An 18173-nucleotide genomic window follows, 5' to 3' on the forward strand; every position below is an offset into this window, starting at 1 on the left:
ACGGATGAATTGGTAACAGTGTCTAGATCAGATCGAACTTCGGGTTCCGCAAGAGGTCGCAAACCACACCGTAACCGAAGGTGATGAAGAAGCTGTGCCGCAGGTACGGGGCAGCAGCGTGGCCGTATTCATACAAGTCGGTAATCCGCGAGGACCGCCGCCTTGAAGAGAGATATGGCAGGGCTGGGCCGGAATGTCATCAGCCGTAGACATCAATCGATGACATCAGATGATGACTTAATGTTTCCCGTGGCGGAAATGCCGCTATGGCGGGGTTCCGGGGCCCTCGAATTGCGTCGCCCCGGCGCAACGGGCCGGGGCGATCGGGGTCAGTCCTCGCCGCCTTCCCCTTGCGGCTGAGGTTCCGGCGTGTTGGCCAGCAGCTGGCCGGGCTGGCAGCCCAGTTCTCGGCACAGGGCGTCCAGGGTGGAGAAGCGGATGGCGCGTGCCTTGCCGGTCTTCAGGATCGAGAGGTTGGCGATGGTGACCCCGACACGGTCGCTGAGTTCCGTCAGCGACATGCGGCGTTCGACGAGCATAGCGTCCAGTTGCACAATGATGGCCATGGTGCGCCTCAGACCGTCATCTGATGATCGTCGCGCATGGCCGCGCCCTGGCGGAAGACCTCGGCGAGCATGAAGACGATCAGGATGCCGAGCCAGGCGCCGAGATCGATCGAATAGTCGAGGTCGTCGATGATCCCTTCCGGAACGGTCCAGGCCAGGATGAAGGCGCTGACCTGCACGCCGATGAGGCCGACACCGACGCCCTGAAGCCGTCCGACATTGGCGCGTTCGAAGGCGTCGCCCTGGTTCACGGCGAGGAACATCCGGCGCAGGCGGTTGAGGATCCACCAGGTGCTGAGCGTGGCGAGGAAGGCAGCGAGGAAGGTGGCGTGCGGATTGGCGAAAAGTATCTTTGCGCTGGAGCCGCTCGGAAGACCGAATTGAAGGGGGAGGTCCGGCACGACAAGTGACGCCAGAAGCGTCACACCGGTCGCGACGACCGTGCCGGTCACGAACACATTCACGAACCCCAGCACCCAGCGCAGGGCGCTGGCGACGGAACGACGACCGATGAGCTTCATTTGGCTACCTCCCTGCCGCTCAGCGCGGCTATGTCGATAGTCGATATGAGTTCATTGATTATCGATCAAGAACTTTCTCGATAAACGATATGAAACTTTCGTAAGGTTCAGGCGCGGGCGGCGCGGGTCGCTTCCAGCCGGGCCAGTTTTTCGTGCAGGGGCGACCAGTCGTCGGTCGCGTCGATCGCGGCCCAGATCGCCTCGACCTCTCCGATCAGCATCTCTTCCGGATCGGGGCGGGCGAAGGCCGGATGCTCCAGTCGTTCGGGCCGGTCGGGCTCGTGCTCGAACAGGGCGAAGCGGAAGGCGTCGAAGGCCTCGCCCTGCCATTGACCCGCGCGCGGACCGGCCAGGGCCCGGGCCGAGGATGAGAAGCCCGCGAACCAGTCGTGGAACAGGGGCTCCCACCGGATGCTCTCGCCCTTCTCGCGCAGCAAGGCCAGGGTGGCGTCGAGAAGCCGCTGGTCGGCGGCCTCGCCGAGGCTCTTCACGCCCAGACGGTCGAGGAAGGCGGTCCGCAGTTCGCGGATATAGGCCGGGCCGAAACCGTTCAGCGCCTCGGTCAGGGGTTCGACCCCGGCGACCAGTTTCAGACACCCGGCCAGCTGGGTCAGGTTCCAGAACACCGCCTCCGGCTGGCGCGCGAAGGCATAGAGGCCGGTCGAGTCGAAATAGGCGGCGGTGAAGCCGGGTTCGTAGGACGGCAGGAACCGCCACGGGCCGTAGTCGAAACTCTCGCCCGTGACGTTCAGATTGTCGGTGTTGAGCACGCCGTGGACGAAGCCGGCGGCGATCCAGCGGGCGGTCAGACGGGCGGAGGCCGCGACGATGGCGGCCAGCAGGCCGGGGGCGTCTCCGGCGGCGACGGTCGGGTGGTAGAGGGCGCGGACATGCTCGACCAGGGTCTCGATCTGGTCGACGCGGCCGAAGAAGGCGGCCCTCTGGAAGGTCCCGAAGCGGACGTGGCTGTGCTGAAGCCGGACGAGGACGGCGGAGCGGGTCGGGGAGGGCTCGTCGCCGCGCTCCAGCGGCTCGCCCGTCTCGATCAGGGACAGGGCCCGGCTGGTCGGGACGCCCTGGGCCTCCAGCATGGCGGCCGCCAGGACCTCGCGCACCCCGCCCTTGAGGGTCAGGCGGCCGTCGCCCGAGCGGGACCAGGGAGTCGTGCCGGACCCTTTTGTTCCCAGATCAAGGAGCCGCCCGTCGTCGGCCCTCATCTGCGCTGCGAGGAAGCCGCGACCGTCGCCGAGGTCGGGGTTGTAGGTGCGGAACTGATGCCCGTGATAGCGCATGGCCATCGGCCCGGGCTGGCCGGGCAGGGGCTGGAAACGGCCGAATGCGGTAATCCATTCGGCGTCGGTCAGGCCGTCGAGACCCACGGTCGCGGCGGCGCGGTCATTGCGAACCCGCAGAATGGTCTCCGGGAAGTCGGCGGGGCGGACAGCGTCGCCATACTCATCTCCCAGATCGAAGAAATGCGGTTCGGGGCGATAGGCGGGTCCAACGGGCATGGCGGCCAGATGCGGCCTGGAACCGTGGGACGCAACCGTGGTCGGAGCGGAATCGGTTGCCGCCCGCGCTGCTGCGGCTATTCTGCGCGCAGAGATCAGGCCCTTGCGGCCAGGCTGGCGTCGCTTAGTGCTTTAAGGGCAGGGCGACGAACCCGGTCCGGCGTCCGTCGATAACCGGACGCCACGGAACAGACCTTTCCAGACCGGAGGCCGCCGTGGCGCACAAACTGACTCTCGACTTTCTGAAGACCGAAACGGCCTCGGGCGTAGTTCTGGGACTGGCCGCCGTCGCCGCCCTGATCGTCGCCAACTCGCCCCTGTCGGAGGCCTATTTCCACTGGCTCAAGAGCGAGCACCTGTTCCAGGCCGGGCCGCTGTCGTTGCAACTGTCGGTCTCGGAATGGATCAAGGAAGGGCTGATGGCCCTGTTCTTCCTCGTGGTCGGACTGGAGATCAAATACGAAATCCTCAAGGGCGAGCTCAGCGATCCGAAGAAGCTTGTGACCCCCGTCGCGGCGGCTCTGGGCGGGATGCTGGCGCCGGCGGGTGTCTATCTGCTGATCTCCACGGGCTTGCAGGGTCCGCATCAGGGTTGGCCCATCCCCCTGGCCACCGATATCGCCTTTGCGCTCGCCGTCTTCGCCGTGGTCGGAAAGGGACTGCCTTCGTCGCTGCGGGTCTTCCTGCTGACACTCGCCATCGTCGATGATCTCGGCGCCATCGGACTGATCGCCGTGTTGTTCAGCGCGGGCGTGGACTGGGCGCCGCTGGCCTGGGCCGGAGCGCTGCTGGTCTTCGGGGCGTTGATGTCCCGTCGAACGATCGCCGCGCCCTTCTGGGTCATGGGCTTTCTCACCGTCTGGTGGCTCAGCGTGCAGGCGGGATTGAGTACATCGCTGGCCGCGGTCGCCTTCGCCTGCATCGTGCCGGTGAGCCCGCGGGCTGCCGATGGTCAGAGCCCCTTGAAGGAGGCGATGCACGACCTGCACCCCTATGTCGCCTGGCTGGTCCTGCCCCTGTTCGCCTTCGCCAAGGCCGGGGTCTCTTTCGCAGGACTGTCGCTGGATCAGATGCTGGCCCCGCTCGTTCTCGGAATTGCCGCCGGATTGTTCATCGGCAAACAGTTGGGCGTGTTCGCCGCCGCCTGGCTCGTCACGCGTCTGGGGCTGGGCGCGAAACCCAGTCGATCCACCTGGCTCCAGGTCTATGGAGTCAGTCTGCTTTGCGGGGTCGGGTTCACCATGAGCCTGTTCATCGGCGCGCTGGCCTTCCCGGGCGCAGTGGATTCCCCCGAACAGGTCGAGGTCAAGCTGGGCGTGATCCTCGGCTCGGTGCTCTCCGCCACCCTGGGCGGTGTGGTCCTGTCGCTCGCGTCCAGGCGGACGCGAGGATCCGAAGCCTCTTCAGGGTCGATTACTGAATCCTGAGACACGAATATTGACCTAGGGTCATCACATTCTGTCGCTTTCGCGTCACACAGCGCGCTGTCGCAAGGCTGAAACATGGCGTGAGCCGTGGCTTCGCCTTGTCCCGCCGTGCGGCTTGCCTTACGCAAAACCTTCGAGAATCCGACGCTCCGAAAGAAGAGCGCGGGTTGGGAATCAGGAAACGCCACGACGCGCTCCGAGAGGAGGCGTCGGGCCATGAGCCGGGAGCCATCCATGCGTCTTACTCAAATTCTTCGTTGCACCGCGTCCGTCGCCGTCGTCGGTGCCGTGGCCTTCGGCTTCGCCGGGGTCGCCTCGGCCCAGGACAGCGCGCAGTCCACGGTCGACGACATCATCGTCACCGCCCAGAAGCGCGAGCAGAACCTGCAGGACGTGCCGATCGTGGTCACCAGCCTGTCGCAGGAAACCCTGTCGGACGCAGGCGTCAGGGACATCAAGGATCTGCAGATCCTGACCCCGGGCATGACCGTCACCTCGACCTCGTCGGAAGCCTCGACCACCGCCCGCATCCGCGGCGTGGGCACGGTGGGCGACAACCCCGGTCTGGAAAGCTCTGTCGGCGTCGTGATCGACGGGGTCTATCGCTCGCGCAACTCGGTCGGCTTCGGCGATCTGGGCGAAATGAGCCGCATCGAGGTGCTGAAGGGTCCGCAAGGCACCCTGTTCGGCAAGAACACCTCGGCCGGCGTCATCAACATCCTGACAGAAGCTCCGTCGTTCACCCCGGGTTACGACGCCGAGTTCACCGCCGGTAACTTCGGCGCCCTGGGCGCTTCGGGTTCGGTCACCGGCCCGATCTCGGACACCCTGGCCTTCCGCCTGTACGGCGCGCGCCGGATCCGCGACGGCTTCTACACCGTCGACACCGGCGACGGCCCGCGTCCGGAGACCGATGACCAGAACCAGGACTTCGGTTCGGTCCGCGGCCAGCTGCTGTGGCTGCCGAACGACAGCACGTCGTTCCGCCTGATCGCCGACTACACCTCCCGCGACGAATACTGCTGCACCGGCGTGCAGATCCGCTCGTCCTCGACCCAGGCCTTCATCGACCTGCTGTCGACCGGTTCGGGCGCCCGTCCTCCTGTCGCGACCGCGCCCAACGGTGGTTCGCTGCCCTACTCGCGCACGGCCTTCGCCAACCGCTCGAGCGGCCAGGAGATCCAGGACGCCGGCGTTTCGCTGGAAGCCAACTTCGATCTGCCGTCGCTGTTCGGCGGCGCGACCCTGACCTCGGTCACCTCGTATCGCGACTGGTCGACCGACCTCGGCCAGGACATTGACTACACGGGCGCCGACATCGCGTACCGCGTCCAGGACGGACAGAACGGCTACGGCGTCGAGAACCTGACCCAGGAATTCCGCCTGGCGGGCGCGACCGATCGCCTGGACTGGCTGGTCGGCGTCTTCGCCACCAAGGAAGACATCAACCGCCGCGACAGCTGGTTCTTCGGCTCTGATTACACGCCGTACATCTCCCTGCTGCTGACGGCGAACCTGAACCGCGCCAGCCCCTCCATCCCGATCTCGCCGAGCGCGCTGGGCTGCTTCACCCGCACCGGCCAGACCGGCACGCCGACCGGCCTGCTGGGCTGCCTGGCCAGCGGCGGCTCCGGCTCCCTGCCGGTCGGCCCGGGCGGCGCGCTCGTTACGGTTCCGACCGCGGTCGGCTCGGGCCCCGGCTTCACCCTCGGTCAGGGCTATGCCGACACCTATGATCAGGAGTCGACCTCCTTCGCCCTGTTCACGAACAACACCTTCCACGTCACCGACGCCTTCGACCTCACCGTGGGCCTGCGCTACACGATGGATGACAAGTCTCTCGAGGGTCGCCAGCGGAACGTGAACGGCAACGGCAACGCCTGTACGGCCGCCCAGCTGAACGCCGGCGCCCTTGCCACGGGCCTCGGCGCCGCCAACGTCGGCGGTATCCTGGGCGCCATCTGCCTGCCCTTCACCAACAGCGCCTTCAACAACCGCGACATTAGCCAATCGACCGACGACAGCGAGCTGAGCGGCACGATCAAGGCGTCCTACCGCCTGAACGACTCGGTCCTCGGGTACGTCTCGTACGCCCGCGGCTACAAGAGCTTCGGCTACAACCTCGACCGCGTGCACCGCACGGGCACCGTCACGCCGGTGTCGTCGCTGTACTTCCCGTCGGAGTATGTCGACAGCTACGAAGCCGGGGTGAAGATGACCCTCGTCGAGCGCACCCTGCTGCTGAACGCCACCTACTTCGACCAGACGTTCGAGAACTTCCAGCTCAACACCTTCAACGGCGTCGGCTTCACCGTCGAGCCGATCCCCGAGCTGACCTCGCGCGGCGTCGACGCCGACATGGTCTGGTTCACCCCGGTCGAGGGCCTGAGCCTGCAAGGCGGCGTGACCTATACCGACGCCCAGTACGGCGTGTTCAAGGCGGCCGACCTCGTCGATCCGAACAACTTCCCGGCCGCGTCGCTGCTGCCCGGATCGCGTCCGTCCTTCGCTCCGGAATGGTCGGCTTCGCTGTCGATCAACTTCGACCGTAGCCTGGGCAACGGCCTGCGCGCCGGCTTCAGCCTGGCCGGCAAGTATATGACGGAATACAACACCGGGTCGGACCTGCTGCCCTACAAGCTGCAGGACGCCTTCTCCACGGTGAACGGCCGCGTCTCGATCGGCAGCGAGGACGAACGCTGGACCCTCGAAATCTGGGCCCAGAACCTCACCGACGAAGAGTATCTGCAGGTCGGCTACAATGCGCCGCTGCAAGGCACCGCCTTCCAGAGCACCGTTCAGGCGGCCGGCACCAACCCGGGCACCTTCTACAACGGCAACCTGGACACCCAGACCTATGACGCCTTCCTCGGCGCGCCGCGCACCTTCGGCGGCACGCTGCGCTTCAAGTACTGATCCCGGCGATACAGGGAACGAGACAGCCGGCCGGGGGCGACCCCGGCCGGCTTTTTCATGTCCGGTCGCAGGCTGTCGGGTGAAGGTCAGGCGAAGCGAATACCGTTGGGCGAGGCCCCGAACGTCCCGCCCGGCCGGTGGGGCCGCGACGCGGAGCGGCCCTGCGAAGGCCAGGGGCTAAAGCCTCACGCATGCATCGCCCGGCCGTTCCGCGTCCGGATGGGGCCAGCCTGATCGCAAGCGTCAGTGCGGCCCTGCCGAGGCCTGACCCGGCTCAGCGAACAGGGGGCAAGGCGCGGCAGGCCGCGCTGAATCGGCGCCGGGCCGGCTACTCCGCGGGCGTCGCCTCTGCGGCCTGGGTCTGGTGCTGGCCTGCGAACATTCCGCCCATCCGTCGACGGGCCCAGCTCGAGACGTCATCCACGATGGTGAAGATCGGCGGGATGAACAGCAGGGACAGGAAGGTCGAGGAGATCAAGCCGCCGACGACCGCGATGGCCATAGGCTGACGGAACTCGACGTCGGCGCCCCAGCCGACGGCGACCGGGATCATGCCGGCGCCCATGGCGAAGGTGGTCATCAGGATCGGGCGGGCGCGCTTGTGCGCCGCGTCCATGATGGCGTCGATCCGCTTCATGCCCTCCTGCTCGGCGATGACGATGTAGTCGACCAGCAGGATGGAGTTCTTGGCCGCGATGCCCATCAGCATCAGCACCCCGATCAGGGACGATATGGAGAAGCTGGACCCGCCGATCATCAGCGCCACGAAGGCCCCGCCGATGGCGAGCGGCAGGGAGGCCATGATGGTGACCGGATAGGCGAAGCTGCGGAACAGAAGAACCAGAACGGCATACATCAGCAGGATGCCGGTCATGAAGGCGATGGCGAAGCCGTTGATCATCTCGGCGATGAACTCCTGGTCGCCCGCCGGCACCTGACGCACGCCTTCGGGCAGGTTCTGCACCGAGGGCAGCTTCTGGACCAGGACGCCGGCCTCGCCGGACCTTATGCCGTCGAGCTCGGCCGTGATCGAGGCGATACGCGAGCGATCCTGACGCAGCACCTGGGACGGGCCGGCGCCGAACTGGATGTCGGCCACGGCGCTCAACGGGACTGCGCCGCCTGTGGCGGTCGGAACTCTCAGGTTCTCGATCACCGACAGGTCCTCGCGAGCGTCGCGCGTCAGGCGCAGACGGATCGGCACCTGGCGGTCACCGAGGTTGTATTTGGGCAGGTTCTGATCGACGTCGCCGATGGTGGCGACGCGCACCGCCTGGGAGATGGCGCTGGTCGAGACCCCCATCAAGGCGGCCTGGTCCGGTCGGGGCGTGACCAGGATTTCGGGCCGGGCGATGGAGGCGGTGTTGACCACATTGGCCAGGCCCGGAACCGTGCGCATCTCTGCCTCGACCTGACGCGCCGCGGACTGCAGGGCCTCGCCGCTGTCGCTCAGGATGGAGAAGGTGTAGCTCGTGCCGTCCGACGGACCGCCGCCCTGGTTGGCGATGCCGGCGCCGATCCGGGCGCCCGGAATGTCCTTCCAGCTGTCGACCATGGCGCGGGCGAATTCCTGCTGGCTCAGGTCGCGGTCACCCTTGGGCAAAAGGTCGGCATAGAGGTTGGCCTGGTTGACATCCTGGCCGCCGACGGAGGCGTAGACCGAGGTCACTTCCGGCCGCGCGCGCAGGTCATGGGTCAGGCGCTGAACAACGGCGTCGGTCTGGGCCAGGGTCGCGCCCGGCGGCAGTTCGACGGAGAATCCGGCCCGGGCCACGTCGCCCGAGGGCTGGAACTCGAACGGCACCCGGGGCGCGATCAACAGGGATGTGGCGAGGAACAGGGCCGTGCCGATGCCGAAGACCTTCCAGCGATTGTTCAGGCTCCAGCTCAGCGACTTCAGGTAACCGGCCATCCAGAACGGGTCGCGGTCCTCATGCTTGTGGTGTTTGAGCAGGTAGGCGGCCATCAGGGGGGTGAGGGTTCGCGCCACGACGAGGGAGAAGGCCACCGAGACGCAGGCGGCCAGGGCAAAGGCCTTGAAGAACTGGCCGATGATGCCGGGCATGAAGCCGACCGGCGCGAAGACGGCGATGATGGTGGCGGTCGTCGCCACAACGGCCAGACCGATCTCGTCGGCGGCTTCCATCGAGGCGTTGTAGGGCGACTTTCCGTCCCGCATGTGCCGGACGATGTTCTCGATCTCCACGATGGCGTCATCGACGAGGATGCCGATGGTCAGCGACAGCGCCAGCAGGCTGACCACGTTCAGCGACTGTCCCATCGGCCCCAGAATGGCGAAGGCAGGGATCAGAGACAGGGGCATGGCCATGGCGGTGATGAAGGTCGCCCGCCAGTCGCGCAGGAAGATGAAGACCACGATCACGGCGAGAACAGCGCCGAGGAGCAGGGCCTCCAGCGAGGCGATGTAGCTTTCCTCGATCTGTTCGACGCTGGCGGTGACCTGCTGGATCTCGAGCTCGGGATGATCCTCGTCAATCTTCGCGACGGCCTCGCGGACCTTTTCGGCGATGCGGACTTCCGAGGCGGTGCGGGAGCGCAGGAAGTTGAAGGTGATGGCCTCCTGGCCGTTGTAGCGGGCGAGACGACGCGGCTCGGACCAGTGGTCCTCAACCGTGCCGAGATCGCCCAGACGCACGGTGCGGCCGCCGCCCAGGGGGATCAGGGTCTCGCGCAGTCCCTCGATCGAGGTTGCTGCGCCGAGGGTCCGGATCGAACGCTCCGAACCGGAAATGGTCACGCGTCCGCCCGGCTGGTCGGAGTTGACGCCGGTCAGGGCCTGGCTGACCGCAGCCGCCGTCAAGCCGTAGGAGGCCAGGCGGTCGGGATCCAGCTCCACGGCGATCTCGCGATCCACGCCGCCCGAGCGGTTGACCTCGCCGACACCCTTGATGGCCAGGAGGGTTCGGCTGATGTCGTTGTCGACGAACCAACTGATCTCTTCCGGCGTCATGGTCGTGGAGCGGACGACCCAGGTGATCAGGGCGTCGCCGGTGATGTCGATGCGCTGGACCGCCGGTTCCTGCATGTCCTGCGGCAGGTCGGCGCGCAGGCCGCTCATCGCATTGCGCACGTCGTTTGTGGCGCGTTCAGTGTCCGTGCCCAGTTCGAACTCGATGGTCGTGGAGGAGACGCCGTCCATGACCTGGGAGTTGATGTGGCGCACGCCTGACAGGCCGGCGAGGGAATCCTCGATCAGCCGGGTGACCTGAACCTCCATCTCGCTGGGCGCCGCGCCCGGCCGCGCGGCCGTCACCGACACCAGCGGGAAGTCGATGTCCGGGTTGTTGTTGATCCGCATGCTGTTGAAGCTCAGCAGACCGGCAATGGTCAGCAGGGTGAACAGCAGGATGATCGGGATCGGATTCTTGATCGACCAGGAGGAGATGTTCTTCATGGTCAGGCTCTAGCGCGCGGCCGGAGCGGCGGCGACAGGCGCAGCGGGAGCGCCCGCAGCGACGACGTTGACCCGGTCCCCGTCGCCGAGGAAGCCGGCCCCGTCGACGACGACCTGGGCTCCGGCGTTCAGCCCCGTGACAGAAGTGCGTTCCGCAGAGCGGGACAGCACCGTCACCTGCTGGAAGCGGACGTGGTTGTTGGTCATCAGGACGTACACGCCCGAGCGGTTCTCGCGGTACAGAACGGCCGCCGTCGGCACGGTGATGGTGGGCTGGGCTCCGACATCGATCTCGGCCTTGGCGAACATACCGGGGCGGAAGCCGGCGCCGCCCGACAGGGCGATGCGGGCGGTGCCGAGCCGGTTCGCGGCATCGACCTCGGGCGTCACGATGCGGACGCGCCCGGTCGTCTGGCCGACCTGGTCAGAGGAGATGGTCGCTGACTGGCCGGCACGGACAAGGGCCAGCTCGGTTTCCGGCACCTGGGCGTCGAGTTCGAGGCGTCCGTCACGCACCATGCGGAACATCTCGGTCCCGGCCTGGACGATCTGACCGCGCGTCACGCTGCGGCTGATGATGAGGCCGGCGACCGGCGCCCGCAGGGTCGCCTGCGAAAGGCGCGTCTGGGTTTCGGACAGCGACGCGCGGGCCGCCGCCAGATTGGCGGTCGAGGCGCGCTGGTTGGCGAGGGCCGTATCCAGCGACGCCTGGCTTAGGAAGCCGCGTTCCTTCAGCTCCTGCGAACGGGCGAGGGCGGCTTCATCCCGGGCCAGATTGGCTTCGGCGGTCTGGACGCTCGCCTGCTGCTGCCGCAGCTGGGCTCGCAGCAGGGAGTCGTTCAGCTGGACCAGCGGCTGGCCCTGGCGAACATATGTTCCTTCGTCGACATAGACGGCCGTAGCGACGAGGCCGCCGGTCTCGGCGCCGACCGGCACCTCTTCCCAGGCCGAGACGTTGCCCGAGGCCGTGATGATGCGCGGAAGGCTGGTCACCGCAGCGGGCGCGACCGTGACCGTCGGCCCGGACGCAGCGGGCGCGTCGGCCTTTTTCTCTTCCCCTCCGCCTCCGCAGGCGGCGAGCGTGAGGGACAGCCCGAGCACGAGCGCGAGGGTGGAGGATTGGAGCAGGCGGGTCGAGGTCGTGGGGGCCACGGAGCGATCCTGTTGTCTGGGCGGGCAGGGGGAGCCGCCGGAAGGCGTCGACCGGCGCCACGGGGCGTCCGGCAAGCGCGGCCTCATACCGCGTTCGAGCGTCGCCTCCAAATCTCAAGCGGCGCCATTACTACGATGTAATCCGTGCCGAATGCGGTTGCGGTCCGTCGCCGCACGCCTGCTGCGTTGGCGCTGACGCGCCACCCATGCTAACCGCGCCGCACCATGACGACGCCCCCTATCGAACGCATCCGAAACTTCTCGGTGGTCGCCCATATCGACCACGGCAAATCGACACTGTCCGACCGGCTGATTCAATTCACCGGGGGCCTGACCGCGCGCGAAATGTCGGCGCAAGTCCTTGATTCGATGGATATCGAGAAGGAGCGGGGGATCACGATCAAGGCGCAGACGGTGCGTCTGAACTATCGGGCCCAGGACGGGCTCGACTATGTCTTGAACCTGATGGACACGCCGGGGCATGTGGACTTCGCCTACGAAGTGTCGCGGTCGCTGGCGGCGTGCGAGGGCTCGCTGCTGGTCGTGGATGCGTCGCAGGGCGTCGAGGCCCAGACCCTGGCCAATGTCTATCAGGCCATCGACAACAACCACGAGATCGTGCCGGTCCTGAACAAGATCGACCTGCCCGCGGCCGAGCCTGAACGGGTGCGGCAGCAGATCGAGGACGTGATCGGCATCGACGCCTCGGACGCCGTCCTGTGCAGCGCCAAGTCCGGCATCGGCATCGAGGAGGTGCTGGAGGCCATCGTCACCCGCCTGCCGGCGCCCAAGGGCGACCCGGACGCGCCTCTGAAGGCCCTGCTGGTCGACGCCTGGTATGACCCCTACCTCGGCGTCGTGGTGCTGGTCCGGGTCTTCGACGGAACGCTGAAGGCCGGGATGCGCGTCAAGATGATGCAGAACGGCTCGACCCACCTGATCGACCGGGTCGGGGTCTTCCTGCCCAAGAACACCCCGGTCGAGAGCCTCGGCCCCGGCGAGGTCGGCTTCATCACCGCCCAGATCAAGGAGGTCGCCCACGCCGCCGTCGGCGACACCATCACCGACGAACGCCGGCCCACGGCCGAGCCCCTGAAGGGGTTCAAGGCGGTCCAGTCGGTGGTCTTCTGCGGCCTGTTCCCGGTCGATGCCGCCGATTTCGAGGACCTGCGCGCCGCCATCGGCCGGCTGCGGCTGAACGACGCCTCCTTCACCTTCGAGATGGAAAGCTCGGCCGCGCTGGGCTTCGGCTTCCGCTGCGGCTTCCTCGGCCTGCTGCACCTCGAGATCATCCAGGAGCGCCTGTCCCGCGAGTTCAACCTCGACCTGATCGCGACGGCGCCCTCGGTGGTCTACAAGATCGGCCTGCGCGACGGGCGCGAGATCGACCTGCACAACCCCGCCGACCTGCCCGACGTGATGCAGATCGAGACCATCAGCGAGCCGTGGATCAAGGCCACCATCCTGACGCCCGACGAATACCTCGGCGGCGTCATCAAGCTGTGCCAGGACCGGCGCGGCTCGCAGATCGAACTGTCCTACGTCGGCTCACGGGCGCTGGTGGTCTATGAGCTGCCGCTGAACGAGGTGGTGTTCGACTTCTACGACCGGCTGAAGTCGATCTCGAAGGGCTATGCCTCGTTCGACTACGAACTGACCGACTACAAGGTCGGGGACCTTGTGAAGATGTCGATCCTCGTTAACGCCGAGCCGGTCGACGCCCTGTCGATGCTGGTGCATCGCGGGAGGGCCGAGACGCGCGGCCGGGGCATGGTCGAGAAGATGAAGGACCTGATCCCGCCCCACATGTTCGTCATCCCGATCCAGGCGGCCATCGGCGGCAAGATCATCGCCCGCGAAACCGTCCGCGCGCTGCGCAAGGACGTGACCTCCAAATGCTACGGCGGCGACGCGACCCGCAAGAAGAAGCTGCTGGAGAAGCAGAAGGCCGGCAAGAAGCGGATGCGCCAGTTCGGCAAGGTCGAGATCCCGCAGGAAGCCTTCATCGCCGCGCTGAAGATGGACGAGGATTGATAGACGGCAGACGGTTCGTTTGGGCTCCACTCAACCTTTGAGAAGGACGGCCCGAGGATCGTAGAGCGCCTTGTTGCTCGCGTTGAATTCCAACTTCAGCGTGCAAGTAAGGCCGGACAAGTCGGTGAGCGTGAAGGAGACGGGTGCTCGCCCCTTCACGCCATTGACCTCGATCTGTTCTAATTCAAATGCCGCGAGCAGATGATGACCCGTTTGGGTCACTTTGAAGGTTTCGGACGGCGAGAAATAGAAACTACGGTTTCCGGACGTCCTGTTCTTAGCCGAGTAGGTCTTGCACTCGAGATACGCTAGGACACCGTTGTGACAGACCAAAAGGTCCGGATAGCCAGTGGCTTGCTTCTTGCCTCGTGCGTTCAAGATATCCCTGACTTCAAGACCGGCGCGCTCCAGCTCTTCGGCGAGAGGCTTTTCGATCTTATTTCCCGCCTCATTGGGGCGGCTTGTCACGATAGGCTCGCGGCGCACCCGAGCTACGCAGGCCTTCATGGCCTGATCGATCCTGTCGAGCAGCGCGAGATGCGCAATGTCGGTCACGTCGAACGGAATGACGTCATGTCTTGAAATCAGCTTGATAACGTCTGCAAACGGAGCGTCCTTGATTACCGGCTTGGCCAGATCGAGGATGCTCTTCAATCGATTCAAGACCGTCATGCGATCCTCCGGTAGTGTAGGGAATATGACTCCTATCTTGAGTCGTCAGGGGTCGGCCGTGCCACACAAGTTGTTGTTCGAATGGGATCTCGACGCCCTGTCGGCGTCCATGGGCATCCCTGCGGCGGATGTAGAACTGTATTTCCGGGACGGACGGCGGGTTTCCTTTCTGCTGGAACGGCGGATTCGTGACGCATTCCCGGGCTGGAAGCTGGCGGCGTCGGAAGGGGCCGGATACGACCTGCTCGACGAGATCGGCGGCAAGTGGGAGGTGCGCTCCATCAGCAAAAGCATCTACTTCTGCCCTAGCTATATGGTGGGCAGCGGTCGCAAATTTGCTCAGGACGGCTTCTTCGCCAAGCTGGATGCGATCGGCGGCTATATCTGCTCCGATATCACGACCTTCCCGAAGGTGCCGGTCTACATCGTGCCGGCCGACCTGATCCGAGCGTTGTATCTGGACGGCCAATTGGGACCATCGACCCTGATCAGCCGCGCAAACTTCTACAGCAAGGTCGTTCCTGAACTGAACGAGCTACACGACTAGAGCCGTCGCGCGACTACGATCCGGTTCGTGTTCGTTCCCGCGACGTTGTTGCCCACGCCCCAGCAGTTGGCGGTTTTGGTGAACTCCTGCACGTTCACTACGACGGCGAGCGGTTCGAACGGCAGGCCCGTGATGGCGTCGAGGACGACCTTTTCAAGCTGCACCTTGCCGTTGCGGACCTCTCCGACTTCGAAGGCGACATGGCCGCCAGGGCGGACGACGCGGGCCAGCTCTGTAAAGGTCGAGCGCACGAACGCCTGCCAGTCCTCGACCTTCTTGTGCATGGCGATGGCGACGTTGGACATGTCGACGTCCGCAAACCAGCAACGCAGCCAGTTATCCTGGGCATACTGGACCACGTCCAGGAAGGGCGGCGACGTGACCACCAGATCGACAGAGGCGGCGCCGATGTCTGGCGTTGCATCGCTGGGGCCGGTGCAGAGCTGGCTTTCCGCAGCCCGGAACGGTGCGTCGCCCAGCAGAGAGCGTGACTTTTTCAAGATGATGGCCGGAACGGATCGGACCGGTGGCGTCTGATCCCGCTTTGCATTGATCTTCGTTTGAGCGTCGATCGAGACGGCCTGGTTCGGGGGCAGGGTGTAGACCGAGAAAAATCCGGGGGAGTGGCCTGTCAGGCGGTTGATCGCCACCATCCGAATCCAGTCATCCACGGCGTCGAAGGTTCCAGCCGTTTCCCGATCGGCGAACCATTGGCGAAGTGCATGAATCTGCCCCAGGGTCGTGGGGTGGTAGAAGACCAGCAGGTCCTCGCGCATCGGACCGTGCCAAGCCCAATCAATCTCTCTCAGTCGCCTTTCGACATCCATGTCAGAGGGGGCGTGCAGACGGGGGCGGACAAGGAAGGCGCTGAGGGGATTGACGTCGTTGCCGACAGGATGGCGTCCCAGGATCGCCGCTTCGATCGGCGTCGTGCCCCGCCCCATAAAGGGGTCATAGACGCGATCGCCGCGTCGGGTCAGGCGATCGATGAAGAATGCAGGCAGCTGGGGCTTGAAACAGGCCCGATAGCTAACCTCATGGATTCTGTGCGCCTGTCGTTGCCGGGCAGTCCAGAATTCGTTGTAGAGAAACGGCACCCCGTTCCAATGTTCGACGATTGTCGGTGCGCCGTTGAAGGTAAAGGCCTTCAATTGTGCGACCAAATCCCGACTTGATGCATCTTCTCGCGTCGCCGCCGGCCAAAAATCTGTCTGAAGGGCGAGGGCTGTTTGCATGGCGAACTTCCTAGCGCGAGTCTGGCAGGGGCGACAGCGACACCATGAGGAACAAAACGGAAACATGCAAGGGTTGTGAAACGATTTTATTTCCACCCAGGGCCTACTCGTCAAGGCTCCGCTTCCAGCGTGACCGACGTCTGCAGGCCCTGCGCAAGGACGTGACGTCGAAATGCTACGGCGGCGACGCGACCCGCAAGAAGAAGCTGCTGGAGAAGCAGAAGGCCGGCAAGAAGCGGATGCGTCAGTTCGGCAAGGTCGAGATTCCGCAGGAGGCCTTCATCGCCGCGCTGAAGATGGATGAGGATTGAGGGCTCAGCCCCGCCTCACCCCGCTGATCGATCGGTGATTCACCGGATGTTCGGGTTCACGCTCTAACCCCGCAGGCGGAGGGCGCGAATGGATCGATTGAAGAGTCTGGGCGTGTCTCTGTCGGCGACGGCCCATGAGCGCCGCAAACAGGTTCCGGTCCGCATTCTTCTGTCCCTGCTGGTGTCCTGGGCGCTGCACAGCGCCGGACAGGACCAGTGGATCGGCGCCTGGCTCGTTGCGGTCGCGGTGATCCAGGGCTTCGAGATTCTGGCCATGGTCCGCTTCCGCCGGCCGGGGGCGAACCCCGGCGCGGTCGATGTGATCCTGGCCCTGGCCTCGACCCTGGCGATGGCGACCCTGTTCGCCGGCACATCGGTGGCGATCTGGGCGAACGACGGGCGCGGCCTCGAAGGCTTCGCCATGCTGATCATCGCCGGCGGCCTTCTGACCAATGTGGCCTCGGGCATCGAGGCGCGGTCGATCTTCTTCGTCGGGGCCACCCCCTATTTCGTCGGCCTGCTGGCGATGCCGGTGATGGCGCTGTTCGGATCGCCGTCCGGCGATCCCGTCCTGACCAGCCTGGCCTCGGTCCTGTTCATCGGGGCCATCCTGAACGTCTACGGCCGTGTGCACGCGGCCCGGGCCGCCGAGCTCTGCGCCCTCCGGGAGGCCGAGATGCGGGTCGAGCAGGCCCAGGGCGCCATGGCCGACCGGGCCGCGATGGCGGCCATCATCAGCCACGAACTGCGCACCCCCGTCAGCGCCATCCTCGCCGGGGCCCAGGTGATCCGCGACGACGCGGCCCCCGCCCAACGTCAGGAGACCGCCGAGCTGATCGTCGACGCCGGCGCCCTGATGACGCGGATGCTCAACGACCTGCTGGACCATTCGAAGATGGAGGCCGGCGCGATGTCGCTGGAGAGCCGCGATTTCGACCTGTCCGGCATGATCTCCGACACCGGGCGGTTCTGGCGGGCCCAGGTCGCCGAAAAGGGTCTGGCGCTGCGGGCCGCGACGCTGGAGCCTGGTCTATGGCTGCGGGGCGACCCCTATCGCCTGCGCCAGATCCTCAACAACCTGATGTCCAATGCGATCAAGTTCACGGCCCGGGGCGAGATCGCGGTCGAGGTCGCGGTGACGCCCGAGGGCTCCGGCGAGCGCGCGGTCACCATCACCGTCCGCGACCAGGGCGCGGGGATCGCGCCGGAGGCCATGGACCGGCTATTCACCCCGTTCGCCCAGGGATCGTCGGAGGTCGCCCGCACCTATGGCGGCACCGGACTGGGGCTGAAGGTGAGCCGCGATCTGGCGCGACTGATGGGCGGCGACCTGACGGTTCAGAGCACCCCGGGCGAGGGCGCCGCCTTCACCCTGTCGCTCCGTCTGGCGGTCGGCGAGCCGGTGACCGGGGACGAGGCGACCACGATTCCGGCCCCGGAGCTGCAGCCGTCGCTGCGGATCCTCGCGGTCGACGACCATGAGATCAACCGGCGCACCCTGGCCCTGGTGCTCCAGCCCCTGGGCGTGGAACTGGCCACGGCCTCCGACGGCCTGCTGGCCCTGGACCTGCTGGCGCGTCAGGCCTTCGACGTGGTCCTGATGGACGTCAACATGCCGGGGATCGACGGCAATGAGACGACGCGACGGCTCCGGGCCTCCGGCGGCCCGAACGCCGCCATCCCCGTCATCGGCTTCAGCGCGTGCACGGAGGCGGACCAGATCGCGGCCTGCCGCGCGGCGGGCATGACCGACTGGCTGGCCAAGCCGCTGGAGCCGCACAGGCTGTATGACGCCCTGCACCGGGCCGTGGCGCCGGAGGCGGAGCGGGTGGAGGCGTAGGGGGGGAGGGGAAGAGGGTGTGGCGT

12 protein-coding genes and 1 pseudogene are annotated in these 18173 nt (G+C 66.0%); 6 read left to right on the top strand and 7 right to left on the bottom strand.

Features of this window, described 5'->3' with window-relative positions:
* Positions 1-329: 329 nt before the first annotated feature.
* From Q0044_RS12010 to Q0044_RS12020, 3 genes are all read right to left on the bottom strand, one after another.
* Complete coding sequence (locus Q0044_RS12010) at positions 330-566, bottom strand: helix-turn-helix domain-containing protein (protein ID WP_298162519.1); 237 nt, start codon at positions 564-566, stop codon at positions 330-332.
* A gap of 8 nt (positions 567-574) precedes the next feature.
* Positions 575-1087 carry a DUF2975 domain-containing protein gene (locus Q0044_RS12015; RefSeq protein ID WP_298162520.1) on the bottom strand — a complete coding sequence of 171 codons (513 nt, stop codon included), beginning with the start codon at positions 1085-1087 and terminating at the stop codon, positions 575-577.
* Between the two features lie 107 nt (positions 1088-1194).
* The gene (locus Q0044_RS12020) at positions 1195-2598 is read right to left on the bottom strand and encodes a protein adenylyltransferase SelO (RefSeq protein WP_298162521.1); all 1404 of its coding nucleotides are present in this window, start codon (positions 2596-2598) and stop codon (positions 1195-1197) included.
* 215 nt (positions 2599-2813) lie between these two features.
* Here Q0044_RS12020 and nhaA point away from each other — a divergent pair, with 215 nt between their 5' ends.
* Both nhaA and Q0044_RS12030 read left to right on the top strand, forming a co-directional pair.
* Positions 2814-4025: a Na+/H+ antiporter NhaA gene (gene nhaA / locus Q0044_RS12025; protein WP_298162522.1), complete on the top strand. Its 1212-nt coding sequence runs from the start codon at positions 2814-2816 to the stop codon at positions 4023-4025.
* 234 nt (positions 4026-4259) lie between these two features.
* Positions 4260-6941, top strand: coding sequence for a TonB-dependent receptor (locus Q0044_RS12030; RefSeq protein ID WP_298162523.1), 2682 nt, complete (start codon positions 4260-4262; stop codon positions 6939-6941).
* Between the two features lie 328 nt (positions 6942-7269).
* On the opposite strand, the gene Q0044_RS12035 is transcribed toward Q0044_RS12030, so the two are convergent.
* On the bottom strand, positions 7270-10356 hold the full coding sequence (locus Q0044_RS12035; protein WP_298162525.1) for an efflux RND transporter permease subunit: 3087 nt from the start codon (positions 10354-10356) through the stop codon (positions 7270-7272).
* 9 nt (positions 10357-10365) lie between these two features.
* Entirely contained in the window at positions 10366-11508 is a 1143-nt protein-coding gene (locus Q0044_RS12040; protein WP_298162526.1) for an efflux RND transporter periplasmic adaptor subunit, read from the bottom strand.
* 225 nt (positions 11509-11733) lie between these two features.
* On the opposite strand from Q0044_RS12040, the gene lepA reads away from it, so the two are divergent.
* Positions 11734-13542 (top strand): translation elongation factor 4, encoded by a 1809-nt coding sequence (gene lepA / locus Q0044_RS12045; protein ID WP_298162527.1) that lies wholly within the window; start codon positions 11734-11736, stop codon positions 13540-13542.
* 30 nt (positions 13543-13572) lie between these two features.
* Here lepA and Q0044_RS12050 read toward each other — a convergent pair whose 3' ends face one another.
* Positions 13573-14214, bottom strand: a complete 642-nt coding sequence (locus Q0044_RS12050) for a hypothetical protein (RefSeq protein WP_298162529.1) — start codon at positions 14212-14214, stop codon at positions 13573-13575.
* Positions 14215-14272: 58 nt separating this feature from the next.
* On the opposite strand from Q0044_RS12050, the gene Q0044_RS12055 reads away from it, so the two are divergent.
* Positions 14273-14761, top strand: a complete 489-nt coding sequence (locus tag Q0044_RS12055) for a hypothetical protein (RefSeq protein WP_298162530.1) — start codon at positions 14273-14275, stop codon at positions 14759-14761.
* Here the strand turns inward: Q0044_RS12055 and Q0044_RS12060 are convergent.
* Positions 14758-15996 carry a DNA methyltransferase gene (locus Q0044_RS12060; RefSeq protein ID WP_298162532.1) on the bottom strand — a complete coding sequence of 413 codons (1239 nt, stop codon included), beginning with the start codon at positions 15994-15996 and terminating at the stop codon, positions 14758-14760. The two genes, Q0044_RS12055 and Q0044_RS12060, sit on opposite strands and share 4 nt — an antisense overlap.
* Before the next feature lie 140 nt (positions 15997-16136).
* Between Q0044_RS12060 and Q0044_RS17010 the strand changes: the two are divergent.
* Both Q0044_RS17010 and Q0044_RS12070 read left to right on the top strand, forming a co-directional pair.
* Positions 16137-16307 (top strand): annotated as a pseudogene (locus tag Q0044_RS17010) (hypothetical protein); the annotation flags it as partial.
* An 88-nt stretch (positions 16308-16395) separates the two neighbouring features.
* On the top strand, positions 16396-18147 hold the full coding sequence (locus Q0044_RS12070) for an ATP-binding protein (RefSeq protein WP_298162534.1): 1752 nt from the start codon (positions 16396-16398) through the stop codon (positions 18145-18147).
* Positions 18148-18173: the final 26 nt, after the last annotated feature.

Origin of the sequence: Brevundimonas sp. (assembly GCF_027484365.1) — a bacterium.
Classification (GTDB): domain Bacteria; phylum Pseudomonadota; class Alphaproteobacteria; order Caulobacterales; family Caulobacteraceae; genus Brevundimonas.